Origin of the sequence: Bacillus sp. AK25, from assembly GCF_048270685.1 — a bacterium.
Classification (GTDB): Bacteria; Bacillota; Bacilli; order Bacillales; family Bacillaceae; genus Bacillus; species Bacillus altitudinis.
Window position 1 is genome coordinate 1,196,319 of the sequence record NZ_JBLUWC010000001.1, and the last position, 24,139, is coordinate 1,220,457.

General features: G+C 43.8%; 23 protein-coding genes. 21 read left to right on the top strand and 2 right to left on the bottom strand.

The window, feature by feature from the left end:
• The first annotated feature begins 35 nt into the window (after positions 1 to 35).
• The 10 genes from ACNO7B_RS06170 (at position 36) to ACNO7B_RS06215 (ending at position 9,355) form a co-directional block, all read left to right on the top strand.
• Entirely contained in the window at positions 36 to 482 is a 447-nt protein-coding gene (locus tag ACNO7B_RS06170; RefSeq protein WP_008346260.1) for a hypothetical protein, read from the top strand.
• A complete protein-coding gene (locus ACNO7B_RS06175) occupies positions 479 to 1,510 on the top strand; it encodes an alcohol dehydrogenase catalytic domain-containing protein (RefSeq protein WP_017367078.1) in 1,032 nt (343 codons plus the stop codon). Before ACNO7B_RS06170 ends, ACNO7B_RS06175 begins: the two co-directional genes overlap by 4 nt.
• A gap of 180 nt (positions 1,511 to 1,690) precedes the next feature.
• Positions 1,691 to 2,674, top strand: a complete 984-nt coding sequence (pdhA, locus tag ACNO7B_RS06180; RefSeq protein WP_041092295.1) for a pyruvate dehydrogenase (acetyl-transferring) E1 component subunit alpha — start codon at positions 1,691 to 1,693, stop codon at positions 2,672 to 2,674.
• 31 nt (positions 2,675 to 2,705) lie between these two features.
• On the top strand, positions 2,706 to 3,686 hold the full coding sequence (locus ACNO7B_RS06185) for an alpha-ketoacid dehydrogenase subunit beta (RefSeq protein ID WP_026050078.1): 981 nt from the start codon (positions 2,706 to 2,708) through the stop codon (positions 3,684 to 3,686).
• A gap of 18 nt (positions 3,687 to 3,704) precedes the next feature.
• Positions 3,705 to 5,027, top strand: coding sequence for a dihydrolipoamide acetyltransferase family protein (locus ACNO7B_RS06190; RefSeq protein ID WP_268357730.1), 1,323 nt, complete (start codon positions 3,705 to 3,707; stop codon positions 5,025 to 5,027).
• A 12-nt stretch (positions 5,028 to 5,039) separates the two neighbouring features.
• On the top strand, positions 5,040 to 6,422 hold the full coding sequence (gene lpdA, locus ACNO7B_RS06195; RefSeq protein ID WP_250026558.1) for a dihydrolipoyl dehydrogenase: 1,383 nt from the start codon (positions 5,040 to 5,042) through the stop codon (positions 6,420 to 6,422).
• Positions 6,423 to 6,453: 31 nt separating this feature from the next.
• Positions 6,454 to 7,149, top strand: a complete 696-nt coding sequence (locus ACNO7B_RS06200) for an SDR family NAD(P)-dependent oxidoreductase (RefSeq protein WP_417901307.1) — start codon at positions 6,454 to 6,456, stop codon at positions 7,147 to 7,149.
• Positions 7,127 to 7,912 carry an SDR family NAD(P)-dependent oxidoreductase gene (locus ACNO7B_RS06205; RefSeq protein ID WP_193804325.1) on the top strand — a complete coding sequence of 262 codons (786 nt, stop codon included), beginning with the start codon at positions 7,127 to 7,129 and terminating at the stop codon, positions 7,910 to 7,912. The genes ACNO7B_RS06200 and ACNO7B_RS06205 overlap by 23 nt, the downstream gene beginning before the upstream one ends.
• A gap of 93 nt (positions 7,913 to 8,005) precedes the next feature.
• Complete coding sequence (locus ACNO7B_RS06210) at positions 8,006 to 8,962, top strand: sugar-binding transcriptional regulator (RefSeq protein WP_007498849.1); 957 nt, start codon at positions 8,006 to 8,008, stop codon at positions 8,960 to 8,962.
• A gap of 63 nt (positions 8,963 to 9,025) precedes the next feature.
• Positions 9,026 to 9,355: a hypothetical protein gene (locus tag ACNO7B_RS06215; RefSeq protein ID WP_024719605.1), complete on the top strand. Its 330-nt coding sequence runs from the start codon at positions 9,026 to 9,028 to the stop codon at positions 9,353 to 9,355.
• Between the two features lie 13 nt (positions 9,356 to 9,368).
• Here the strand turns inward: ACNO7B_RS06215 and ACNO7B_RS06220 are convergent, their stop codons facing one another.
• Positions 9,369 to 10,694 (bottom strand): APC family permease, encoded by a 1,326-nt coding sequence (locus ACNO7B_RS06220; RefSeq protein WP_035392321.1) that lies wholly within the window; start codon positions 10,692 to 10,694, stop codon positions 9,369 to 9,371.
• A 329-nt stretch (positions 10,695 to 11,023) separates the two neighbouring features.
• Between ACNO7B_RS06220 and ACNO7B_RS06225 the strand changes: the two genes are divergently transcribed.
• Positions 11,024 to 11,974 (top strand): ring-cleaving dioxygenase, encoded by a 951-nt coding sequence (locus ACNO7B_RS06225; RefSeq protein ID WP_025207212.1) that lies wholly within the window; start codon positions 11,024 to 11,026, stop codon positions 11,972 to 11,974.
• A 42-nt stretch (positions 11,975 to 12,016) separates the two neighbouring features.
• Here ACNO7B_RS06225 and ACNO7B_RS06230 read toward each other — a convergent pair whose 3' ends face one another.
• Positions 12,017 to 13,336: a S1C family serine protease gene (locus ACNO7B_RS06230; protein WP_407968854.1), complete on the bottom strand. Its 1,320-nt coding sequence runs from the start codon at positions 13,334 to 13,336 to the stop codon at positions 12,017 to 12,019.
• 169 nt (positions 13,337 to 13,505) lie between these two features.
• Here ACNO7B_RS06230 and proG point away from each other — a divergent pair, with 169 nt between their 5' ends.
• The 10 genes from proG (at position 13,506) to ACNO7B_RS06280 (ending at position 24,101) form a co-directional block, all read left to right on the top strand.
• A complete protein-coding gene (proG, locus tag ACNO7B_RS06235) occupies positions 13,506 to 14,330 on the top strand; it encodes a pyrroline-5-carboxylate reductase ProG (RefSeq protein WP_338335412.1) in 825 nt (274 codons plus the stop codon).
• Between the two features lie 189 nt (positions 14,331 to 14,519).
• Positions 14,520 to 15,344, top strand: a complete 825-nt coding sequence (locus ACNO7B_RS06240; protein WP_417901308.1) for a M55 family metallopeptidase — start codon at positions 14,520 to 14,522, stop codon at positions 15,342 to 15,344.
• 18 nt (positions 15,345 to 15,362) lie between these two features.
• Positions 15,363 to 16,298: an ABC transporter permease gene (locus ACNO7B_RS06245; protein WP_008346233.1), complete on the top strand. Its 936-nt coding sequence runs from the start codon at positions 15,363 to 15,365 to the stop codon at positions 16,296 to 16,298.
• Positions 16,295 to 17,257, top strand: a complete 963-nt coding sequence (locus ACNO7B_RS06250) for an ABC transporter permease (RefSeq protein WP_008346230.1) — start codon at positions 16,295 to 16,297, stop codon at positions 17,255 to 17,257. Before ACNO7B_RS06245 ends, ACNO7B_RS06250 begins: the two co-directional genes overlap by 4 nt.
• A 7-nt stretch (positions 17,258 to 17,264) precedes the next feature.
• Entirely contained in the window at positions 17,265 to 18,278 is a 1,014-nt protein-coding gene (locus tag ACNO7B_RS06255; RefSeq protein ID WP_025207216.1) for an ABC transporter ATP-binding protein, read from the top strand.
• Positions 18,275 to 19,894 carry a peptide ABC transporter substrate-binding protein gene (locus ACNO7B_RS06260; protein ID WP_417901309.1) on the top strand — a complete coding sequence of 540 codons (1,620 nt, stop codon included), beginning with the start codon at positions 18,275 to 18,277 and terminating at the stop codon, positions 19,892 to 19,894. Before ACNO7B_RS06255 ends, ACNO7B_RS06260 begins: the two co-directional genes overlap by 4 nt.
• Before the next feature lie 314 nt (positions 19,895 to 20,208).
• Positions 20,209 to 21,150: a S66 peptidase family protein gene (locus ACNO7B_RS06265; protein WP_417901310.1), complete on the top strand. Its 942-nt coding sequence runs from the start codon at positions 20,209 to 20,211 to the stop codon at positions 21,148 to 21,150.
• Complete coding sequence (locus tag ACNO7B_RS06270) at positions 21,147 to 22,226, top strand: dipeptide epimerase (RefSeq protein WP_417901311.1); 1,080 nt, start codon at positions 21,147 to 21,149, stop codon at positions 22,224 to 22,226. The genes ACNO7B_RS06265 and ACNO7B_RS06270 overlap by 4 nt, the downstream gene beginning before the upstream one ends.
• The gene (locus ACNO7B_RS06275) at positions 22,226 to 23,143 is read left to right on the top strand and encodes an NlpC/P60 family protein (protein WP_417901312.1); all 918 of its coding nucleotides are present in this window, start codon (positions 22,226 to 22,228) and stop codon (positions 23,141 to 23,143) included. The genes ACNO7B_RS06270 and ACNO7B_RS06275 overlap by 1 nt, the downstream gene beginning before the upstream one ends.
• The gene (locus tag ACNO7B_RS06280; RefSeq protein ID WP_039963374.1) at positions 23,133 to 24,101 is read left to right on the top strand and encodes an ABC transporter ATP-binding protein; all 969 of its coding nucleotides are present in this window, start codon (positions 23,133 to 23,135) and stop codon (positions 24,099 to 24,101) included. Before ACNO7B_RS06275 ends, ACNO7B_RS06280 begins: the two co-directional genes overlap by 11 nt.
• The last annotated feature ends 38 nt before the right edge of the window (positions 24,102 to 24,139 follow it).

A 24,139-nucleotide genomic window follows, 5' to 3' on the forward strand; every position in this document is an offset into this window, starting at 1 on the left:
AGCTCCTTCCATGTCATTTGAAAGGAGGAGCTCTCATGCAGCAGCATGCTTATAGCCGAACGTCTGCCATGTTTTCTATTTTCCTTCCGGCCTTGTTAATATGTGTGTTTTTTCTCTGGTCTCTTTATACGTTGATGTCGGCAGGACCTGAGCCATTAGCTGTGTTAGGTGTCTATACGCTGCCTATCCTTATGCTTTCTAGCATCACTGGCCTGAATCAGCCAACGAATATCATGATTAGTGAAGATGAGCTGAAAATAGGTGCTTTTGGCAGGTGGCACACATATGCCGTGTCCGATATTAAAGGAAAATTGTTTTTAAAACCATATCCTCATATCGGGAAAGTATATGTCAGAGTGGGACCTGCGCGAATATTTGGCGGACGCTACTGGATTTCAAGTGAGATGAGTGAGTACAAGCAGCTCGTTCAATCCTTGCAGAGTCTTGCGACATGTGATGAAAAGGAGGATGCGGCTAAATGAAATCAGCTGTCTTTTATTCTTCAGAGGACATTCGTTACGAGGAGCGGAAGCGGCCAGCCATTGGTGATGATGAAGTATTATTAAAAATGCGTGCCTGCGGCTTATGCGGGACGGATATTTATAAAGCAACACATGAGACGGTACCTCCTGGCACAGTGCTAGGGCATGAAATCGCTGGTGACATTATCGAAACAGGCCGTCACGTCACACATGTTCAAACGGGAGACAGGGTGTATGTAGCGCATCATGTCCCTTGTTTCACTTGTGACTTTTGTCAAAGAGGATTTTATACAATGTGCCCGCAATTTGCAGCCACAAATGTAGAGCCGGGCGGTTTTTCGGAATATATTCGTGTTCCTGCTTTACATGTGAAGCATACAATGGGCAAGCTCCCACATGACGTCTCATATGAACAAGGAGCGATGGTCGAACCGGTTGCCTGCTGTCTTCACGGCTTTGAAAGGGCGCCCGTTCATCCTGGAGATTCGGTCTTGATTCTTGGAGCGGGGCAAATTGGCTGCATTCAATTACAGCTTGCCAAATATTATTTGGCTGGAAAAGTGATGATCACAGACGTAAATGAGAACAGGCTCCTTCAAGCAAGAAATCTTGGGGCGGACGTCGCTTTTCATCCAGCATCTGAGCCAGTAGAAAACCGCGTCATGAAAGAAACAGATGGAAAGGGAGCGGACCTTGTCATTATTTCTGTGGGGAGCAGTGCGCTTTTAAAAGAAGCATTTCAAGCTGTTGCAAGAGGCGGAACGATTTTGGTCTTTGCTCACTTTCCGAAAGGGGATGTCTCCATTCCAGCAGAACGTTTTTTCCATGATGAAGTAAAAGTAGTCGGAGCTTATTCCTCGCATCCATACCATTATCGTGAAGCGCTAGAGCTCTTAAAAGCAAAGGTCGTTCATACAGAAAAAATGGTGACGCATCGATATCCATTAAGTCAGCTTCGTCAGGCGATAGAATGCGCTAGGCATCCAGAAGGTGAAAGCGTCAAAATCATGATGTATCCAGATGAATGAGAATGTACGAGATGGAGAGAAAGAGAAGGTCTTTGGAAAAGGGCTTTGCCTTTCTCTTTTTTTCTGAAAAAAGATGAAAACGCTTAAAAAATAAACGGAAATACTTGACTTCAATGAGAGTTAAACGTATGATAATTACAAATGTAACACATAAGAACAAATGTAAAGGGGAGAGAAGAAATGCAAAAACAAATCACTTTGCCTGAACAGATTAGTCATGAGAAATTAGCAGATTTATATAAACAAATGTGGTTAGTAAGATATTTTGATGAAAAGGTCGATCAATTCTTTGCTAAAGGATTAATCCATGGAACGACCCATTTATGTGTTGGACAGGAAGCATCGGCTGTTGGGTCTATTGCTGTGTTAAAGGATGAAGATAAGATTGTCAGTACACACCGCGGACATGGTCACTGTATTGCAAAAGGTGCAGAGGTCAATAAAATGATGGCTGAACTATTCGGACGTGAAACAGGTTACTGCAAAGGAAAAGGCGGTTCCATGCATATTGCCGACTTAGAAAAAGGAAACCTTGGGGCAAATGGAATTGTTGGCGGCGGTATTCCGCTTGCAACTGGTGCGGCGCTCACGTCCAAGATGAAAAAGGAAGGCTTTGTGGTCCTTTGTTTCTTCGGAGACGGCGCTACAAATGAAGGCAGCTTCCATGAAGCGCTGAATCTTGCTTCCATTTGGGATTTACCTGTTGTGTTTATTTGTGAAAACAACCAATACGGCATGTCTGGTCCTGTGAAAGAAATGATCAACATTGAAGACATCTCAACGAGAGCCAAAAGCTACGGAATGCCAGGGAAAACAGTTGATGGAAATGACATGGTTGAAATCATGAATACAGTAGATGAAGCGGTAAGCCGTGCAAGAGCTGGAGAAGGGCCATCACTCATTGAAATGAAAACGTATCGCTGGAAGGGTCACTCAAAGAGTGATGCGAAAAAATACCGTACACGTGAAGAAGAGACAGAATGGAGACAAAAAGACGGAATTAAACGCTTTAAGTCACTCTTAATGGAGCTAGATGTTCTGACAGAAGAACAGGCTGCTCGTTTACAAGAAGAAGCGAAGCAAGAGATCGAGGCATCTGTTGAATTTGCGAAAAATAGTAAAGAACCATCAATTGACACACTATTAGAGGATGTATACGCCTAATTAGGAGGGGAATCACGTGACAAACACGACAGTGAGAGAGATTTCATATTTAGAAGCCGTTCGAGAAGCAATGAGTCAGGAAATGAGAAAAAATCAAGATGTCTTCATTTTAGGTGAAGATATCGGCGTATACGGTGGCGCATTTGGTGTCACGCGCGGGATGATCGAGGAATTCGGTCCAGAACGCGTCCGCAATACGCCGATTTCAGAGGCTGCCATCGCAGGAGGCGCAGTCGGAGCGGCTTTGACAGGGATGCGTCCGATTTTAGAACTACAATTCTCTGACTTTATTACAATTGCAATGGATCAGCTTGTAAACCAAGCAGCGAAAACACGTTACATGTTTGGCGGAAAAGGGAAAGTGCCGCTTGTTGTCAGAACACCAGCAGGTTCCGGGACAGGTGCCGCAGCGCAGCACTCCCAAAGCTTAGAAGCGTGGATGGCTCATATTCCTGGACTAAAGGTGGTTCAGCCTTCAACAGCTTATGATGCAAAAGGACTTTTAAAAGCAGCAATGGATGATGACAACCCTGTCATTTTCTATGAACACAAGCTTTTATATAAAACAATTGGTGAAGTACCAGAAGAGCAGTACTCGATTCCTTTAGGGAAAGCGGATGTGAAGAGAAGCGGAAAGGACGTCACAATTGTCGCAACAGCCATTATGGTGCACAAAGCGCTCGAAGCAGCGAAGGAACTAGAAGCGGAAGGAATCGATGTCGAGATCATTGATCCGAGAACGCTCGTCCCATTAGATGAAGAAACCATTATTGAATCTGTGAAAAAAACAGGCAAATGTATCGTTGTGCATGAGGCAGTGAAACGAGGCGGCTACGGCGGAGAGATTGCGAGTATGATAGCGGAAAGTGAAGCCTTCGACTATTTAGATGCACCTATTAAACGACTTGGCGGTCTTGCCGTCCCAATACCGTACAACCCAACGCTGGAAAAAGCAGTCATTCCACAAGTGCCAGATATTATTGAAGCAGCAAAAGAGCTCGTGCGCTCTTAAGTAAAGGGGGAGAAGATCATGCCAAAAGAGATATTTATGCCGAAGCTAAGCAGTACGATGGAGATCGGTACCTTGCTTCAATGGTTTAAAGAAGAAGGAGATTCGGTTGAAATCGGTGAGCCTCTATTTGAGATTATGACAGACAAAATCAATATCGAGGTTGAAGCCTATGATGATGGCGTTTTTCTAAAGAAATATTACGAAGCAGATGATCAGATTCCAGTCAATGCTGTCATTGGATATATCGGAGAGGCAAATGAGCAGGTACCGAGCGAGCCGCCAGCGCAGTCAGATGAAGCATCTTCTGAAGACAGCGGAACGTCATCACCATCTGAACCATCTGTTTCGACTGACGTTGAACCAACGGTGAGTGAGAAAGTACGCGCAACACCTGCAGCGAGAAAAACGGCAAAAGATCACCAAGTTGCCATTCACGAAGTATCTGGTACAGGACCAAAAGGCAGAATTCAAAAACGGGATGTCGAAGCGGCCCTTCATACGAACGAGGAAGGCCAGCGCGTATCACCACTTGCAGGAAAAGTGGCTGCTCGTGAAGGAATCGACTTAGCGAATGTTGCTGGTTCTGGCGCTCACGGCAAAATCATGAAGAGTGATGTGACAGCAGCAGGCGCACAAAAGGCAGAAGCTGCTCCAGTGAGAACACAAAAACTAGCCGGGATGAGAAAAGTGATCGCAGATCGCATGTCACAAAGTGCCTTTACAGCACCGCACGTCACATTAACAAGTGAAATTGATATGACAAAAGCAAAAGAAGTGCGCAAACAGCTGCTCCCAGCGATTGAAAAAGAGATAGGCTACAGATTGTCGTTTACAGAAATCATCATCCATGCGGTCAGCAGTGTCCTCACGCGCCATCCGCAAATCAATATGACGTTTGAACAAAATGAGCTCCATTTCCATGAGGATGTGCACATTGGTCTTGCGGTTGCTGTGAAAGACGGCTTAATGGTTCCGGTCATCTCTCATGCAAATCAAAAAGGGCTGAAACAGCTCACAAAAGAAGCAAAAGAAATTGGTCGAAATGCACGCGATCAAAAGCTGCTGCCAGACCAGTTGAAAGGGTCTACATTTACCATTAGTAACTTAGGGATGTATGCCATTGATACGTTTACCCCAATTATTAATCAGCCGGAAGTGGCGATTTTAGGTGTTGGACGCATTCAAGAAAAACCTGTAGTGATCGATGGAGAAATTCAGGTGCGGCCAATGATGGGTGTCAGCTTATCATTTGATCATCGAGTGGTAGATGGTGCACCAGCAGCGGCCTTTTTAACAGACCTTAAAAAAGTGCTTGAACAACCATTTGAATTGCTAATGTAGGAGATGAATCGGATGACAAAAACGTATGATCTGACAGTCATTGGCGGAGGGCCTGGCGGATACACTGCCGCCCTTCAAGCCGCTGAACGTGGACACAAGGTTGCATTGATTGAAGAGGATTTTCTAGGGGGGACTTGTTTAAATCGAGGCTGTATCCCTTCAAAGACACTGCTCAAACATGCAGAAGTCATTGAATCCATTGAGAAAGCAAAAAGCTGGGGAATCGAAACAGGTGAGATGGTTCTTTCCTTCGATAAAATGAGAAAACGTAAAGATGATGTCATCGAAAAACTCAGGGGCGGAATCGCCTTTTTATTAAAGCAAGGAAAGATTGATGTATATAACGGCAGAGGCACAGCTGTCACAAAAAATCGCATTGACATTGAAAAACAAGATGGGTCAGAAACGATTGAAACAAAAGAGCTGATCATTGCCACTGGCTCATCACCTGCTATTCCGCCTATTCCAGGGCTCAAAGAGATTCAATTTGACACAAGTGATACGATCTTTGACATCCCAGATATTCCTGCATCTGTCGTCATTATTGGCGGGGGTGTAATTGGTCTTGAGCTGGCCTGTATCTTCCAGAGTCTCCAATCAAAAGTCACCATTATAGAAGCCGCTCCGTCGATTATTCCGCAGGAAGATGAAGAAGCGTCGAAATTACTAGAAAAAGAATTGAAGAAAAAAGGCATCCATATCGCAAAGAAAACGACGGTGACAGAGGTAACAGAAAGCGAAGGAGTCAAAGCGATTCATGCGACAGACGATAAAGGAGAGACGCACATCTTTACGGCTGAAAGACTGTTAGTTTGTGTCGGAAGAAGACCAAATGTATCTGCTGTCAGTCAGCTGGATCTTCAGCTGGATGGCCCTTTTATTAAAGTAAACGACGAGATGAAGACAAGTGCTGAAGGTATATATGCAATTGGCGATGTAGCCGGCGGCTATCAGCTCGCTCATGCGGCGATGGCAGAGGCAGCCGTTGCAGTTAGCAATATATGCGGCGAGCCTGAAAGAATGAATCACGACATCGTTCCTAGATGTATTTATACATTGCCAGAGGTAGCGAGTGTTGGGTTGACTGAGAAAGAGGCGAAAGCGAAAGGGCTGAACGTGCGGGCAGAGCGATTTGATTTAGCTGCAAGCGGAAAAGCGTTGGCAGCAGGTGTTCAAACAGGTTTTATTAAACTCGTGTACGATACCGTTTATGGTGAAGTCATTGGCGCTACAATGGTTGGTCCGCATGTAACGGAGATGATATCAGAGGCTTCCTCATTTATGTATTTAGAAGGAACAGCTGAAGAGATGGCCAAAATGATTCACCCGCATCCAACCATCTCAGAAGGCTTTTATGAAGCAGCTCTTGATATTGTGAGTAAGCTGAGAAAATAAATGCCAAACAAGGGATAGGGAGGAGATCCGTGTGCACGTCCAGCTTCATCAGAAAGTGGCACTTGTGACAGATAGCACAGATGGATTTGGAGAAGCCATCTGCCTGGCTTTGGCCCGGGCAGGTGCACATGTTTTCATACACGCTTTTCGTGATGAATCAAAAGCAAAGTCGATAAGCGAAGACATTGAAAAATTAGGCGGCCAATCGACTGTTGTCATCAATCCGCTTGTGACACCGCGTGATGCCACGCTGATGCTAAGACAAGTCATCGATACATGCGGCAAACTTGATATTTTAGTCAATCAAGCCGAGCAAACAGCAGATGGGGAGATTGATGACGTAAGTCCTGAGATATGGGTCGATGAAGTGGAAAGGTCCGTAAATACAGTCTTTCTTTCCAGTCAAGCCGCAGTGTGGCATATGGTGGATCAGAAGAAGGGCTGCATCATTAATATTTCCTCATCAGGCAGCATAACAGGTGATGGCGGGATCTCACATGCTACATCAAATAGTATGTTGAATGCCATGACAAAAGGATTAGCGCGCGAATTTAAAGACAAAGGCATCCGGGTATTGGCACTACTTCCGCCGCCTCTCCATTTGCTTCCTGACAAAGAGCAAATCAAGGAGACGGTGGCTCATATGACGGTTTTCTTAAGTACATCGTACGGTGCATTTACAGATGGAGCAGCGATTATGCTCGATGGGGGTGAGAGCGCTGGCTAATCAACAAAAACCAGTTCTCATCGTAGGTGGCGCCCAAGGAATCGGCAAAGAAATTGCTCAGCGTTTTTTAAAAGAAGGGCATCGTGTAGCTGTGTCAGATATAGATGAACAGGGACTTTCGCTTTTAAAACAACAGCATCCTCAGCTGCTGACGTTCCAAGCTGACGTTTCATCGTGGGAAAGTGTTCAGCAGATGGCGTCAGCAGCTGAAAGGGAGCTGGGCGGCATTGGGCATCTTGTCTATTCAGCAGGAATGACGAAATCCCTTCCTTTTTTAGAAGTTGATTTTTCACTTTGGAAAAAAACACTGGCTGTGAATCTATATGGTCTTTTCTATTGCATCAAAGCATTAGCACCCTATCTATGTGAGCGGAAAGAAGGCAGCGTCGTCATTATTGGATCAGGATCTGCGATAACAGGCTCTGGCGGCGGCATCCAGTATTACGCGTCAAAAGCCGGGGCATTTGGTCTCATGCGTTCGCTTGTAAAGGAATTGGGTTCCCATCATGTCCGCATCAATGTCATTGCACCACGCGTCATTGAATCTCAGATGCTTGATACGCTCTATCCGACTGAGCTTGAGAAAAGTCAGCTTCGATCACTTATTCCTATCGGGAGATTAGGAAAACCAGAAGATATTGCTGGAGTCACTTTATTTCTCGCAAGTGACGAGGGAAGCTATTTGCACGGACAGATACTCTTATTAGACGGCGGGAGAACGTATCAGCCTAAATATAGCGAGGGAAAAAGAGCGGAGCGTTAATCGCTCTTTTTGTCATTTTCATAACAATTGTTCCAATTAGAAACGAATGTTTGGTATACTGGTAATCATAGTATATTAAAAGGATGATGTCACATGCTGAATTGGGAAGAAAGACGACAGCTCGTCAAGGTTGCTCATCTTTATTATACAGACGGGTGGACGCAGCAGGAGATTGCAAAAAAGCTCAATGTCTCAAGACCAGTCATTTCAAAGCTCTTACAAAAAGCAAAAGATGTGGGAATCGTTGAAGTGTACATTAAAGACGAAAGTATTCATACAGTGGAACTTGAAAAGCAGCTGGAAACGACTTTTCAATTAACGGATGCTGTCGTTGTCCCAAGTGTCGGGACAATGTCTGAGATGGTCAAACGGGCAGTTGGTCAAGCGGGCGCCTATTATCTTTCTAAAAACATGAAAGGCGCTGAGAAAATCGGTATTTCATGGGGAACCACACTTGCCGAGCTCGTGAAGGAATATCCATTTGAGCGAAGAAACGATGTCAAAGTCATTCCTTTAGAGGGCGGAATGGGCAGGCAGGCAGTCGACATTCACGCGAATCAGCTGGCATATGAGCTGGCAAAGAAGATGAATGGTACGTGCTCCTATTTATATGCACCTGCGATTTTAGAAACAGAAGAATTAAAAGAGCGGCTGATGGCGATGCAGGACATAGAAGCTGTGCTTGAAGAAGGCAGAAATGTTGATATTGCCCTGATTGGTATTGGGAATCCGCATAAAGGCTCTACATTGAAAACAGTCGGTTATTTAAAAGAAGAAGATTTGTCTGGTTTAAGGCAATCAGGAGCTGTTGGTGATATTGGTTTTCGTTTCTTTGACGGGGAAGGGAAACCAGTCCAAGATGAGCTGAACCAAAAGGTGATTGGATTATCGTTAGAACAATTAAAGAGCGTGAAAAAAGTCATCGCAGTTGTGGAAGGAACCCATAAGGCTGAAAGTATTTTAGGGGCCTTAAACGGCGGCTTTATTCAGGTGCTCGTCACCGATGAATTGACTGCGGCAGCTATTTTAAAGGAAGCATCTGTCCAATAAACAGCTGACAGCCATCGTATTGTATAAAAAGAGCAACATCAAACGAGAAAGGAGCTGTGTATCTTGAAGCAAACCGAAATGGAAGCAAACCTACACTGTACTCGGTGCCAAGAAGAGACCCTCCACAGCATCGTTTATGTGAATGATCAGATGAAAAGCGTTGAGTGTACAGAGTGTCATCAGAAGATCAGTGTGCAAGTCGACATCATGAAGGAATTTTACAAAGAAGTATATGAAAAAATTGCGACAAAGCCGAAGCGGATGACGCAGGAGTATAAGGCGAATCTGAATGGATTTATTTCAAGACTCCCCATCCGGGTTTTAAGTAAGCCATACCGGCTGATGAGATATTTAAACGAATCTTATAAGGTCATTAAGCAATATAAAAAATAAAGCAGAGGCTGTCTTAGCGCTCTGCTTTATTTTGTGTTTTTTTCATGTAGTAATAAATCGGCAGTCCGGCAATGCCGATCAGCATGGAGATCAGGCAGCTTTGCCAATCGGTGATCATGGTGCTGATTAAGACAAAGAAAGAGCCGATAATCGCAATGATCGGTGTGAGCGGGTAAAGTGGTACGCTATAAGTGCGCTTCATTCCCTTGTTTTGTTTTCTTAGCTTAAAGACAGCGAAAAAGGCCATCACATAAAAGATGTAAATCATGAAAATCGAAACCTCTGACAGCTTCTCAGGATTACTGACGATCATAAACACAATGGCAATCAAAATCTGTACAAATACAGCGATCCAAGGTGTTTGAAAAGTAGGATGAATGCGTGAAATGGCTTTGGCAAACGGAATTTGTTTTCGTTCTGCCATTGCAAAAATGACACGCGGGAACGAAAGAACCTTTCCATTCAAACAGCCAAAGATACTAATGATGATTCCGATACTAATAATTTTACCGCCAATGGGACCAAAGAGCATTGTAGCAGCTGTGCTTGTGGCATTTTCACCTAGTTGAACGATTTGATCAGCTGGTAACACATGCAAAAGGGCGATGTTAATAAAGAGATAACATGCTGTGACAATTAAAATACCTCCTGCCATCGCGCGAGGAAGCAGTTTCTCTGGATTTTTCATTTCACCACCAAGCGCTGCAAGCAAAATCCAGCCATCATAGGCGAATAATGTTGCCAAAATTGCTGCACCGAAGTTCATCTGAGCGATACTCTCATTGACGGCTGTGAAAATATGTTCATTTCCTTTCCATAAGCCAAACACAATAATTGCTGCAATTGGAACAAGCTTTCCGATCGTGGTCAGTCCTTGGACAAAACCACCGTATTTCGTTCCCATGATGTTGATCACACATAAAAAAAGAACGGTGATAATGCCAATGGTTGTAGCCCATATAGATGAAAGAGAAAATAAATTAGCTAATAATGAACCAAAATAAAGACCAAGAGCACCAATAATCGCTGGTCCGTAAATAATAATTTGCACCCAGCCACATAAGTAGCCCCAAAATTCACCGTATACTTCTTCAAGATAGGCATATAAACCGCCAGTACGCGGGATTTGTGTACCAATTTCAGCGACTGTGAGTCCGCCTGCAAGGGTTAAGATCCCGCCTAACAGCCATGCGAATAAGGCGATGCCTGAGCTTCCTGAATAAGAAAGGACGTTGCCAGGCTTCATAAAAACGCCCGATCCAATAATTGTTCCGATGACAAGAGATAGGGCAAAAAATAAGCCGATGTCTTGTTTTAACGCTGGTTGTTCTTTGTTCATTACACACGACCTCCTGCATCACTTTCGTACGTTACTGTGACATGTATTTTGTTCATTGTAATACGATTTTAGGAAAACAAGAATTAAAAAAATTTTCTGATTTTCGTATTTGTATTTAAAAGTGTTCGTTTATTGGAGATATTAGGATGAATGTTATCTTAAAAACGAACAATATAATAATATTTTCGATTTAATGTTAATTTAATAGGTGAAAGCCGAACATCCAATAAAGATGCAGCCGAATGGTTGACTTTTCTTCTAAAATGACCTATTTTATTCATAAGGATATTATCTTGAATTCGAGATATTTTATAATAGGAGTGAACACAATGAAAATAAATGGGATTCACCACGTATCAGCACTAACAGCAAATGCTCAGAAAAACGTTGATTTCTACCGCCAAATCCTTGGCTTAAAACTGGTGAAAAAAACAGTCAATCAAGATGATCCATCGATGTATCATCTATTTTATGGAGATGAGGTCGCCTCACCTGGTACAGAGCTGACGTTTTTTGAAATACCGATGCTCGCCCGCCGGCTGGACGGAACAAATGCGATCTCACGCACAGGTTTGATTGTCACTTCAGAGGAGGCACTCACCTTTTGGGAAAAGCGCTTTGAAGAAAAAGGTGTAAAGAAAGAAACAGCTTCTTTAAGAGGCGGCAGACCTGCCTTGAAATTTACAGATCCAGAAGGACAGCAGCTGTTTTTGACTGTAGAACCAAGCGTGCAAGATGGAGCGAAGCCGCCAGTGCATGATGAGATTCCTGCTGATTTTGCGATCAGAGGTTTGGGACCAGTAGAATTAACAGTCGCAGAAGCAGATAAAACGATCAGTGTGTTAACGAGCATTCTTGGTTTCACAGAAAAAGCACGTGAACAATCAAATGATGGGGAAATCGTGACGATTTTTGAATCAGGACAGGGCGGAGCTGGAACAGAGATTCATGTCATTGAAAAAGCAGAAGGACCTGCTGAGCGATCTGGCAGAGGGAGTGTTCATCACGTAGCCTTTCGTGTAGCGGACGCAGAAGAGCTTGAAAAATGGCATGATAAAATAGCCAAAGCCGGTTTCACCAACTCTGGTGTTGTAGAACGTTTTTATTTTAAAGCCCTATATTTTAGAGAGCCAAACGGCATTTTGTTTGAAATCTCAACAGACGGTCCGGGATTTACAGTGGATGAAAGCGTGGATGAGCTTGGTGATCAATTAGCACTTCCACCATTTTTAGAGCACAAACGAGCAGAAATTGAACAAAGATTAGTCCCAATCAAGTGAACATGAAAAAAGCAGCTCATAAAAATTGAGCTGCTTTTTTCGTTAAGAGCTGACTTGCTTTGATTCAGATTGTGTTAATGTCACTTGTTTTGTTTCTTCTGTTCCATTACGAACGAGTGTGATGCTGACGGTATCTCCTACTTTTGCATTCGTGTAAAGCTCGTGACGTAATTCACTGCCGGTTGTCACTTTTTTACCATTGATGGCGGTGATGACATCCTCTGTCTTTAATCCAGCTTTGGCAGCAGGTGAGCCAGCAGCGATTTCTTTTACGTACACGCCTTTATCCAGCTGACTGCTTGTCAGTCCAAGCGTTTCCTTCTGATAAGCATCTGGTACTTGTTCGAGATCCAGCATGCTGATACCGATATAAGGTCGTTCGATTTTTCCTTTTGTGAGAAGCTGCTCTGCAATTGGTTTGACATCATTGATTGGGAGCGCAAACCCGATACCTTCCACACCTGTTTCAGAAATTTTCATACTGGTGATCCCCACAACCTTTCCGTCTGTTGTTAAAAGCGGCCCGCCGCTGTTGCCGGGGTTAATGGCGGCATCTGTTTGAATGACATTAATACTGCTTTCGCCAGCTGATGTATCCATAGACACTGTTCGATCGACACCGCTGACAATTCCTTGTGTCACTGTTCTTGATAAATCTTCACCAAGCGGATTTCCGATTGCAATGACGGTTTCTCCTGCACGAAGGGATGAGGAGTCTCCAAGTTCAGCGACTTTTGTAACGCCGTTGCTGCTAATTTCGACGACAGCAAGATCAGTCAGCGGGTCAGAACCGACCACTTTTCCTTCCACCGTCTTGCCATTATGCAAGGAGACTGTTAATTTATTTGCTCCTTCAATCACATGGTTGTTTGTTAATACATAGGCTTTACTGCCCGATTTTTTGAAAATAACCCCTGATCCGGTACCGCTTTCTTGCTCTTGACTGCTGCTGTTTTGATTTTGCTGTGATCCATCAAAAGGTGAGTTCATATCACCAAAATCTGTGGTTGTTTGACTTTGTGTTTGATAGTTTGTAATGCCGACGATGGCTGGTGATACGTTTTCGACCATACTGGAAATACTGCTGGTCGAATTGGATGTTTGTGACGCTGTTGTTTTTGACGAATTTGTACTTGTATCATTTGTCGATACAGCGGCTGTTTTCGTTGACGAATCAGTTGAATGATTTTCTGAATGCTGAGCATATGGAGTTAGAACGTAAACACCTAACGCTAACGTACCGCCCACAATCCCGCTGACAAATGGCTTCAGCCAGCCACTTGGCTTCTTCTGTGTTTTTTTCGGCTGTTCAATCGTTTGTAATTCATAAGAAGTGTGTTTTTCATCTTTGTGTTGTGTCATTAAGATCACTCTCTTTCATCGATTTTTACATGTATGTGTTCAAGATGTTTGACCGTATGTGGTGGATACTGACTTTATCGTAAGAAAAAAGTGTGGGATAAAAATGAAAACATTGTGGGAAATTGTTAAAATAAGTAGTGAATCTAAGCAAAATAGAGGAGATTAAACTGTGGAGACTATTGGAATCATTGGATATGGAAGCATGGCAGATATGATGGTGCAAAAATGGCTGGACAAAGGAGTACTTCATGCCAGTCAGTTTATGATCCATACAAGAAGTGAAACGGAGCGGCTGCAACAGCTGAAAGAGAAGAACCAGCATGTCAACATTTGCTCTTTAGATGACATCTCTGCATCATGTGATGTCGTGTTTGTTTGTGTACCACCGCTTGCTGTACTTGATGTCATAGATCAGCTGAGCCCCGCAAAGACATCTCTTCATATCGTATCAGTGGCAGCGGCTGTCACGTTAGACAAATTAATGCAACATACGAATCAGCCGGTTTCTAGATACATTCCCACTTTGACATCAGCCGTAGGGACGGGTGTATCCCTTGTGGCGCATGGTGAAACCGCTGGGCAGGAGGCGCAAGAACGGCTCCACCACCTGCTTTCAGCTTTTAGTATCGTCAGGGAAGTGGAAGAGGACCGGTTTGATGCGGCGAGTAATTTGACAAGCTCTTCTCCGGGCTTTATTGCAGCAATCTTTGAAGAAATGGCGAGAGCAGCTGTTCGGAATAGTGAGCTTTCTTTAGAAGAAGCCTATGAATTTTTAACATATGCGCTGCTCGGTACAGGACAAGTTCTTGTTGAACACGGACTGACATTTGCTGAAACGGTGAACAGGGTCGCAACAAAAGGCGGGATTACAGGAGAAGGCGCTGCAGTCATCCAGCAGCAGGCACCGCAAATGTTCGATGACTTGTTTACACAAACGATGAAAAAATATGCGCAGCTAAAATCGCAAATTGATGAAGCAGACAAACACCACTAAAGACATAGCTAGTGGTGTTTTTTCTGTAAAATAAATCCTTTATCATCAATTCTTTTGACCTGTATTACCTGAGTCTAATTTCCTTATTTTCAGACATTGTATTGAAAAATCAATCAAGTTCTCATATAATTTTTTAGAAAATTTAGAAAAATATACACAAATTTTAAGTTTAATTAAAGGGGGATGGGGATGAAGCTCTATTTATCAGTCGATATGGAGGGAATTACTGGTCTAGCTGATCATACATTTGTTGATAGCCGCCAGCACAATTATGAGCGCGGGAGAAAAATCATGACAGGTGAAGTGAACGCCTGTGTAGAAGCTCTTCTTACACATGGGGCGACCGATATTTTAGTGAATGATAGCCATTCTAAAATGAATAATCTGTTGATTGAAGAATTGCATGAGGAAGCATCTCTCATATCAGGTGATGTAAAGCCTTATTCAATGGTTCAAGGATTAGATCAAACGTATGATGCCGCTGTTTTTTTAGGCTACCATGCGAGGGCATCAATGAAAGGTGTGATGTCTCACAGTATGATTTTTGGTGTCAGACATTTTTACATAGATGATCATCCAGTTGGTGAAATGGGCTTTAATGCGTATGTCGCAGGCTATTATGGTGTTCCGGTCATTCTTGTATGCGGAGACGATCAAGCGGCACTTGAAGCAGAAAAGCTAATGCCTGGCGTGAAAACAGTGGCGGTGAAAGAAACCATTTCAAGATCTGCTGTGAAATGCTTAACACCAGCGAAAGTGAGCACCCTCATCTCTCAGCAAGTGGAAGCTGCCATGAAACAAATTCATCAAATGAAGCCGCTCACGCCTCCTGAGCAGCCAGTGCTGAAAATCGAGTTTGCCAATTATGGACAAGCTGAATGGGCGAATTTAATGCCGGGTACGGCCATCATTGAAGGGACAACAACGGTGACGTACCAAGCGGAGAATATATTAGCAGCCTACCAAGCGATGCTTGTCATGACAGAGCTTGCCGCACGTACAACATTTTGTTAAGCGAGGGGGAGACAGCAGATGGCCAGCTTTTTGCTCAAGCGTTTGATTGCGATGATTGCCACGATTTTAACGATTACGACGTTAACGTTTATTTTAATGAAGGTCATCCCAGGATCGCCCTTCAATGAAGAACGAAATACAAACGAAACTGTCCAGCGAAACCTCGAAAGCTACTATCACTTAGACGAACCACTCTATGTTCAATATATGATCTATTTAAAATCCATCGTTACTTTTGATTTTGGTCCTTCCATTAAAAAGCCTTCTGAAAGTGTCAATGATTTATTGGCGAGAGGTTTTCCAGTCTCATTAGAACTTGGTCTTATCTCTATTTTGATTGCTGTCATCTCCGGCATCTTGCTCGGAATCATGGCTGCCCTCCGGCATAATGGCTTGATTGATTATATCGCCATGACGATTGCTGTTTTCGGTATATCCATACCAAACTTTATCTTTGCTACCTTATTAATTCAGCAGCTTGCTGTGAATGTAAAACTCTTTCCTACAGCGATGTGGACAAGTCCAATGCATATGGTGCTTCCTACCATTGCACTGGCGGTAGGTCCAATGGCGATCATTGCCCGGTTAACGAGATCGAGCATGATTGAAGTGCTGTCGCAGGACTATATTCGAACTGCAAAAGCGAAAGGACTTTCCCCTTATAAAATTGTGTTTAAACATGCCCTGCGGAATGCGCTTTTACCTGTCGTCACGATCCTCGGCACACTTGTCGCAAGTATTTTAACAGGCAGTTTTGTCATTGAAAAAATATTTGCGATCCCTGGAATGGGAAAATACTTTGTCGAGAGTATTAATAACCGTGACTATCCTGTCATCATGGGAACCACTGTTTTTTACAGCATCATCTTAATTACCCTTCTTTTCATTGTAGATGTGACGTATCGTCTGCTTGATCCAAGGATCCAGCTGCATCAGAAAGGAGGAAAGGCATGAGTATACACCTTCAGCATGATCAAATGAATCAAGCGCATGAAGTGCCAGATGAATGGTTTGCGCCTAAAGAACAAAAGACATCTGAAGTCCATGCCATTAAAAGACCCTCACTTTCGTATTGGGCAGATACTTGGCGACGGTTAAAACAAAATAAACTCGCTATGTTTAGTTTATCGGTGCTGATTTTTCTTTTCGTCATGGCTGTATTAGGCCCACTTCTTGCGCCGAATAGTGTGACAGAACAGCGGCTTTCTATGCAAAACTTGCCGCCGTCAGCTGCTCACTGGTTTGGAACAGATGAACTTGGACGTGATGTGTTTACACGTACTTGGTACGGCGCACGCATTTCATTATTTGTGGGCGTGATGGCCGCTCTCATTGATTTTGCAATCGGTGTCATCTATGGCGGTATTGCAGGCTATAAAGGCGGGAAGTATGACCATGTCATGATGCGGATCGTCGAGGTGCTTTACGGTCTGCCGTATTTACTCGTCGTCATTTTATTGATGGTCCTGATGGGGCCTGGGCTTGTCACTATTATTGTGGCGCTCACTGTCACAGGGTGGATCGGGATGGCAAGAATCGTGAGAGGTCAAGTCCTTCAGCTGAAAAGCCAAGAATATGTCCTTGCCTCGAAAACCTTTGGCGCAAAAAGCTTGCGCATTATCCGCAGAAATTTACTGCCGAATACGATGGGACCGATTATTGTCCAGATGACGCTAACTGTACCGACAGCGATATTTGCTGAAGCATTCTTAAGTTTTCTTGGTTTAGGGATTCAAGCCCCGTTTGCAAGCTGGGGTGTGATGGCCAATGACGCCTTGCCGACAGTGCTGTCAGATAATGGTCACTGGTGGCGTTTATTCTTTCCGGCATTTTTTATTTCGCTGACGATGTTTTGCTTTAATAATTTAGGTGATGGCCTGCAAGATGCGCTTGATCCGAAGATGAAGAGGTGATGGCGTGATGAAAAAAATGCTTCGGATTATCGATCTGCATGTTAGCTTTCGGACATATGGCGGTTCTGTTCAAGCGGTACGCGGGGTGAATGTGGATGTGTATGAAAAAGAAACCCTCGCCATTGTAGGAGAATCAGGCTGCGGAAAAAGTGTGACGTCTCAATGTATCATGCGGCTTCTCCCTGCATATAGCGCACAAGTCGATCAAGGGGAAATTTGGTTTCGCGATCGCAACTTGCTGTCATTATCTGAAAAAGACATGCGAAGCATACGTGGTGTCGATATCTCCATGATTTTTCAAGATCCTATGACGGCACTCAACCCGACACTGACAATTGGAGATCAGCTGATGGAGGCTGCAAAAGTGCATCAGAAGCTGACAAAAAAAGAAGTGAAAGAAGAGGCGCTTCGTATGCTTGATTTGGTGGGGATACCGCAGCCGAAAGAGAGGCTGAAGCAATATCCGCATCAATTCAGCGGCGGCATGAGACAACGGCTCATGATTGCAATGGCTCTTATTTGTGAGCCGAAGGTGCTGATTGCAGATGAACCGACAACTGCACTAGATGTCACCATACAGGCGCAGATTTTAGAACTATTTAAAGAGATTCAGAAAAAAACAGGCGTGACGATTATTTTAATCACACATGACCTAGGGGTCGTAGCACAAGTCGCTGATCGAGTGGCTGTCATGTACGGGGGGAAAATCGTTGAAGTTGGGACAAGGCGAGATATCTTTTACAGTCCGCAGCATCCCTATACAAAAGGGCTGCTGCAATCCGTTCCAAGGCTGGATATGAAAGATGAACTCATTCCTATTGAAGGAAGCCCGCCTGATTTATTTGCCCCGCCAAAAGGATGTCCATATACCGATCGATGCCCGTCTGCGATGAAAGTGTGTGATCATATCATGCCGCATGAAACGCAGCGTTCACCTACACATGCAGTACATTGCTGGCTTCAAGATGAACGAGCGAAGCAAACGGTTTTATCTTCAACACAAAGGGGGAGTTTTTCATGAGAAAAACAGGTTGGATTCTCAGTATGTGCATTATCACAGTGATGCTGCTTGCAGGATGTACAGCCAATGAGCAAGCAGGCAAAGGATCTTCAAGCAAGGGCGAAGAGAAAGTTTTAACATTAAATAACGAAAACGAACCGACATCATTTGATCCGCCCATTGGTTTTAATAATGTGTCCTGGCAAGGGCTCAATAACTTAATGGAAGGATTAACAAGACTGAATGAAAAGCACGAACCATCTGCTGCCATGGCGGAAAAATGGGACATCTCAAAGGACGGAAAAACGTACACGTTCCATTTAAGGGACGGGATAAAGTGGTCAAATGGTGATCCAGTCAAAGCAAGTGACTTTGAATATGCGTGGAAGCGGCTGCTAGATCCAAAGACGGGCTCTTCTGCGGCATTCTTAGCTTATATGATTGAAGGGGGCGAAGCGTTTAACAGCGGAAAAGGGAAGAAAGAAGATGTAAAAGTCAAGGCTGTTAATGATCAAACTCTAGAGGTCAAGCTAGCATACCCGCAGAAATCTTTCTTAAATATGACCGCAAACCCTGCCTTTTTCCCGGTGAATGAGAAGGTAGCGGAGAAGGACCCGAACTGGGCCAAGGATGCGAAAACCTTTGTCGGTAATGGACCGTTTAAGCTGACAGAGTGGAAGCATGATGAAAGCTTTACAATGGAAAAAAGTGACACGTATTGGGACAAACAAACGGTCAAGCTAGACCAAGTGAAATGGCTCATGATCAGTGATCGAAACACAGATTACCAAATGTATCAATCAGGAGATTTAGATACGGCCTTCGTTCCGGCAGAACAAAGTGAAGACCTGTTAAAAAGCAAAGATGTGCAAATTGAAGATCAAGCAGGGCTGTTTTTTTATCGCCTAAATGTCAACATGGAGCCTTTTCAAAATAAGAACATTCGCAAAGCCTTTCAAATGGCGATCAATCCTCAGGATATTGTAGAGTATGTGACGAAAAATGAAGAGAAGCCAGCACGTGCCTTCGTTTCACCAGGAATTTTAGATTCAAAGGGTGAAGATTTCAGAGAAGCTGGTGGCGACCTTGTCAAACATGATACGAGTGAAGCTGTAAAACTATTAGAAAAAGGGTTGAAAGAAGAGAACTATTCAAAGCTGCCGTCCGTCACATTAACATATAGTACAAAGCCTGAAAATAAGAAAAAAGCAGAAGCCATTCAGCAGCAATTAAAAGAAGCGCTAGGGGTAGATGTGAAGCTTGCAAACATGGAAGCAAATGTGTTTGCAGAAGATCAAAAGGCACTCAAATTCCAATTCTCGCAAAGTTCATTTCTAGCTGACTATGCAGACCCAATCAATTTCTTAGAGAGCTTCCAAACAGGAAATGCGATGAACCGGACAGGTTGGTCAAATGATACGTATGATCAGCTGATCAAAAAGGCGAGTCAAGAAGCAGATGAACAAAAGAGAAATCGTATGCTGCATGATGCCGAGGCACTTCTGATGGAAGAAGCACCGATCATTCCCATTCATTTTTATAACCAAGTCTATTTACAAAAAGAAGGCGTAAAGGGCATTGTCCGCCATCCTGTTGGTTACATTGATTTGAAATGGGCACAGGTAGATGGAGAGTAAATGAAAAGAATGAGAGAACGGGACGCTTTGAAAAAAGCGTCTCAGCGTGTAGACAAACCCTCGCATTCGGTGTCAGTCCTGCGCTTCGGTGCTCACGAATGTCAAATTCGCTCCGCGCCGATGCTCGTCCTTCCTAGGGCTGCAAAGGTTTTCTATCACGCTGAAAAAGAAGACAAAGGGTTAAAATAAAGTTCATTTTAACCCTTTGTCAACAATCTGGGACGCTTTGAAAAAAGCGTCTGTTCCTTTATTCGTTCATGTTATGAAGAAGATGCCCATAGATTGAAAGAAACGAAGAGAAAGAGGGGATTGGCATGAACCATCTGCCAGTGGCACTTCAAACAGGAGATACAGTGGGAATCATTGCACCAGCAAGCCCGCCTGATGAGCTGAAATTAGCAAGAGGTATTTCTTTTTTAGAAAGCTTAGGGCTAAAGGTGAAAAAGGGGAAGTATATCGACTCCCAGTATGGTTATTTAGCAGGTCATGATCATGAACGAGTGGAAGATATTCATCACATGTTTCAAGATCCAGACGTGAAGGCAGTGATTTGTGCTTGCGGAGGATACGGAACAGGAAGAATTGCAGAAGCCATTGATTATGACCTCATTCGCCGGAACCCCAAAATTTTTTGGGGATACAGTGATATTACGTTTTTACATACAGCGATTCAGCAGCAGACGGGTCTTGTGACCTTTCATGGTCCAATGCTCTCCTCTGATGTGGGACTTGAGGAGGTTCATCCGTATACAAAAGATACCTTTTTACAGCTATTCACTCCGAAAGCCTTTTCGTATACGAACCACCTGTCACCTCTTCATACTTTTTATCATGGCACGGCTTCAGGCGAAATCACCGGAGGAAATCTTGCCCTTATTGTCACGACACTTGGTACACCTTTTGAAATTGATACAAAGGGGAAGCTTTTATTGATAGAAGATATTGATGAAGAACCATATAAAATCGATCGAATGATGCAGCACTTAGCATCTGCAGGAAAATTACGTGATGCGGCTGGATTTATCATTGGTGATTTTCATCAATGTGAGCCGAAAAAGAAAGAGCAGTCCTTAACGCTCGATCAGCTATGGGAGACGTATATTGTCCCGCAACAGAAACCTGCACTTGGTGGTTTTCGGATCGGTCATTCATCTCCAAACTTCGCCGTTCCAATCGGCGTGCACGCTACATTAGATGCTACAGGGAAAAAACTTCATATTTCCCCAGGTGTTGCAGCGAAAGAGGCGATCAAATGAAAATCGTAGATGTTCGCACATGCAGAACGAATGTACCGCTAAAGAAGCCTTTCAAAACAGCATTAAGAACGGTGTATGACGCCGCATCTCTTATTGTGATCATCACCTATGATCAAGGTGATGTCAGCTATGGAGAGGCAGTGCCGACATCGGTCATTACAGGTGAAACACTGGAAAGCATCGACTATGCTATTTGCGCTGTGATGAGGCCGATCTTGATTGGGGCCTCATTGTCACAATATGAACAAATCTTTTCAGCGATCGACCGTGTACTTGTAGGAAACACGAGTGCAAAGGCTGCAATAGATATGGCGATTTATGATGGTTTAGCGAAGCAGGCTGGCCAGCCGCTTTATCAATATCTTGGTGGTTATCGTGATCAGCTGGAAACGGATTATACGGTCAGTGTCAACCGTCCGCTAGAAATGGCAGAGGATGCGAAGCAATATGCAGCTGAAGGCTTTCGTACCTTAAAGATCAAAGTGGGAAAAGATGATATAGATACGGATATTCAGCGGATCAAACGGATTCGAGAAAAAGTAGGGCCGGATATTCAAATCAGGCTTGACGCCAATCAAGGCTGGACATGGAAGGAAGCGGTTGTGGCCATTCGAAAAATGGAGGCACTCGATATTGAACTAGTCGAGCAGCCAGTGCCTAAAGAAGACATCGAGGGTCTGCGCCGGGTGACGGAAGCAACAGACACATTGATTATGGCAGATGAAAGTATTTTTAGCTTCCATGATGCCATCAAGGTGTTAGAAACGAGAAGCTGTGATCTCATCAACTTAAAATTAATGAAAACAGGCGGTATCAAAAAAGCGCTGAAAATCAATAGTTTAGCAGAAGCATACGGCGTCAAGTGCATGGTTGGCAGTATGATCGAATCAAAACTAGGGATTACCGCAGCCGCTCATCTTGCTGCAAGCCAGCCGAATATTACCCGTTATGATTTTGATGCGCCGCTTATGCTCAAAGAGGACTTAATAGACGGAGGAATTATCTATCAAGGAAAAGATATTCTCTTTCCGCCGCATCATGGGTTAGGCATTCAAAGAGTGAAAGGGGTCTTATGATGTTATATGAATCAAAGGTTCCAGTCGCAAATATATGGACAGCACCGCAGTCGCCGAGAGAAATGGATCGACACGTTCTTCAAAGCTCCGTCCAGATCAAAGAATGGATTGATGAGCAAACATATGAACAGAAATTGGCCTTATGTGAAGAAAACCTTATTCAAACCCAAGTACTGCTTGGCGAACGAGTCATTGGGCTGGAGGAAACAGATGGCTGGATGAAAGTTGTCATCCCGCAGCAGGCAAGCCGGAAACACCCGCAAGGCTACCCAGGTTATATCCCTGTAAAGCAATTAAGTGAAGTATCAGAGAGTGAACCACCTGCTAGTCCCTTGATTGTTTGTCAGAAAAAAGCGGTTTTATATCAAAACGGAACACCGGATATGGAGGTTAGTTTTTTAACAGAACTAGCACCTGTTGAAGAAATGAGCGATTTCTTTGATGTTCTAACTCCAGTAGGAAGAAGAGAAATCAAAAAAGAAGATGTGCGCCGCGCTTCATCACCTTCTTCTATGAGCGGTAAGGATGCCTTAGCCATAGGAAAACAATTTATTGGACTGTCGTATTTGTGGGGCGGCATGAGCAGCTATGGCTACGACTGTTCGGGTTTTGTTTACAGCATGTACAAAGCGTGTGGATGTTTATTACCGAGAGACGCAAGTGACCAAGCAGTTCAAGGAACTCCAGTCGCATCAAATCATTTGGCGCCAGGTGATCTCATGTTTTTTGCCAATGACAATGGGAAGGGAGCAGTTCGTCACGTAGGGATGTATGCTGGAGATGGCATGATGCTTCACTCGCCTAAAACGGGCAGACAGATTGAACTTCTTACTCTTTCTGGTACGTCATATGAACAGGAATGGGCAGGAACAAGGCGGTATTTGAAAGCTGAGAGGGGGAGATGTGATGGGAAGTGATCCACTTCTGCAAGTCAACAACTTAAAAAAGCATTTTCATCTATCGAAAGGAAGAACGCTAAAAGCATTAGATGGTGTCACCTTTCAGCTGAAACAAGGCGAAACCTTTGGTCTTGTTGGTGAGTCAGGTTGCGGTAAATCTACACTTGGAAAAGTACTCATGCGGCTTTATGACCCGACAGAAGGTGAAGCTTTGTATGAAGGGAAAAGTCTCCATCACTTATCGAACCGAGAATCATTTGATTTCAATAGACAAATTCAAATGGTGTTTCAAGATCCGTATTCTTCTTTAAACCCTAGGCTCTCTGTAAAAGATATTATGCTAGAACCGATGGAGATTCATCAATTGTATGGCAGTCAAAAGAAAAGACTCGAGCGTGTGAAGGAACTGCTTGAAGCGGTGGGGCTAAGTCATGATTTTGCTACACGCTATCCTCACGAATTCAGCGGAGGACAAAGGCAAAGAATAGGGATTGCTAGAGCACTCGCCTTATCGCCAAAGTTTATTGTGGCAGATGAGCCGATTTCTGCACTAGATGTATCCGTTCAAGCTCAGGTCGTGAATTTGCTGAAAAAACTGCAAAAAGAAGAAGGATTGACGTTTTTATTTATTGCCCATGATTTATCAATGGTTAAATATATTAGCGATCGAATCGGTGTCATGTACTTAGGACATCTCGTGGAGATGACGAGCAGTGATGCTTTATATAAAACACCGCTTCATCCATATACACAAGCACTGCTGTCTGCTATCCCGATTCCAGATCCTGATGTGGAAGATAAACGCAAGCGGTTTATTTTAAAGGGAGAAATTCCAAGTCCAGTGAATCCGCCAAGCGGCTGCGTATTCCGGACAAGATGTCCTGCTGCAATGGATGTATGTGCGGACAAAAAGCCAGTATTACAAGCAGTCGAAGATGGGCATGAAGTGGCCTGTCATTTATATGATAGGAAATAGATAAAGGGAAGTAGACAAGCGTTTAAAAAGCCAGCGAG

Excerpts from the sequence above, each read along its gene's own strand:
- ACNO7B_RS06170 (WP_008346260.1), top strand. The coding sequence starts at position 36 with ATGCAGCAGCATGCTTATAGCCGAACGTCTGCCATGTTTTCTATTTTC.
- ACNO7B_RS06240 (WP_417901308.1), top strand. The coding sequence starts at position 14,520 with ATGAAGCTCTATTTATCAGTCGATATGGAGGGAATTACTGGTCTAGCT.
- ACNO7B_RS06265 (WP_417901310.1), top strand. The coding sequence starts at position 20,209 with ATGAACCATCTGCCAGTGGCACTTCAAACAGGAGATACAGTGGGAATC.
- ACNO7B_RS06230 (WP_407968854.1), bottom strand. The coding sequence starts at position 13,336 with ATGACACAACACAAAGATGAAAAACACACTTCTTATGAATTACAAACG.
- ACNO7B_RS06245 (WP_008346233.1), top strand. The coding sequence starts at position 15,363 with ATGGCCAGCTTTTTGCTCAAGCGTTTGATTGCGATGATTGCCACGATT.
- ACNO7B_RS06270 (WP_417901311.1), top strand. The coding sequence starts at position 21,147 with ATGAAAATCGTAGATGTTCGCACATGCAGAACGAATGTACCGCTAAAG.
- ACNO7B_RS06190 (WP_268357730.1), top strand. The coding sequence starts at position 3,705 with ATGCCAAAAGAGATATTTATGCCGAAGCTAAGCAGTACGATGGAGATC.
- ACNO7B_RS06255 (WP_025207216.1), top strand. The coding sequence starts at position 17,265 with ATGAAAAAAATGCTTCGGATTATCGATCTGCATGTTAGCTTTCGGACA.
- ACNO7B_RS06220 (WP_035392321.1), bottom strand. The coding sequence starts at position 10,694 with ATGAACAAAGAACAACCAGCGTTAAAACAAGACATCGGCTTATTTTTT.
- ACNO7B_RS06275 (WP_417901312.1), top strand. The coding sequence starts at position 22,226 with ATGTTATATGAATCAAAGGTTCCAGTCGCAAATATATGGACAGCACCG.
- ACNO7B_RS06260 (WP_417901309.1), top strand. The coding sequence starts at position 18,275 with ATGAGAAAAACAGGTTGGATTCTCAGTATGTGCATTATCACAGTGATG.
- ACNO7B_RS06250 (WP_008346230.1), top strand. The coding sequence starts at position 16,295 with ATGAGTATACACCTTCAGCATGATCAAATGAATCAAGCGCATGAAGTG.
- ACNO7B_RS06175 (WP_017367078.1), top strand. The coding sequence starts at position 479 with ATGAAATCAGCTGTCTTTTATTCTTCAGAGGACATTCGTTACGAGGAG.
- ACNO7B_RS06210 (WP_007498849.1), top strand. The coding sequence starts at position 8,006 with ATGCTGAATTGGGAAGAAAGACGACAGCTCGTCAAGGTTGCTCATCTT.
- pdhA (WP_041092295.1), top strand. The coding sequence starts at position 1,691 with ATGCAAAAACAAATCACTTTGCCTGAACAGATTAGTCATGAGAAATTA.
- lpdA (WP_250026558.1), top strand. The coding sequence starts at position 5,040 with ATGACAAAAACGTATGATCTGACAGTCATTGGCGGAGGGCCTGGCGGA.
- ACNO7B_RS06225 (WP_025207212.1), top strand. The coding sequence starts at position 11,024 with ATGAAAATAAATGGGATTCACCACGTATCAGCACTAACAGCAAATGCT.
- ACNO7B_RS06280 (WP_039963374.1), top strand. The coding sequence starts at position 23,133 with ATGGGAAGTGATCCACTTCTGCAAGTCAACAACTTAAAAAAGCATTTT.
- ACNO7B_RS06205 (WP_193804325.1), top strand. The coding sequence starts at position 7,127 with ATGGGGGTGAGAGCGCTGGCTAATCAACAAAAACCAGTTCTCATCGTA.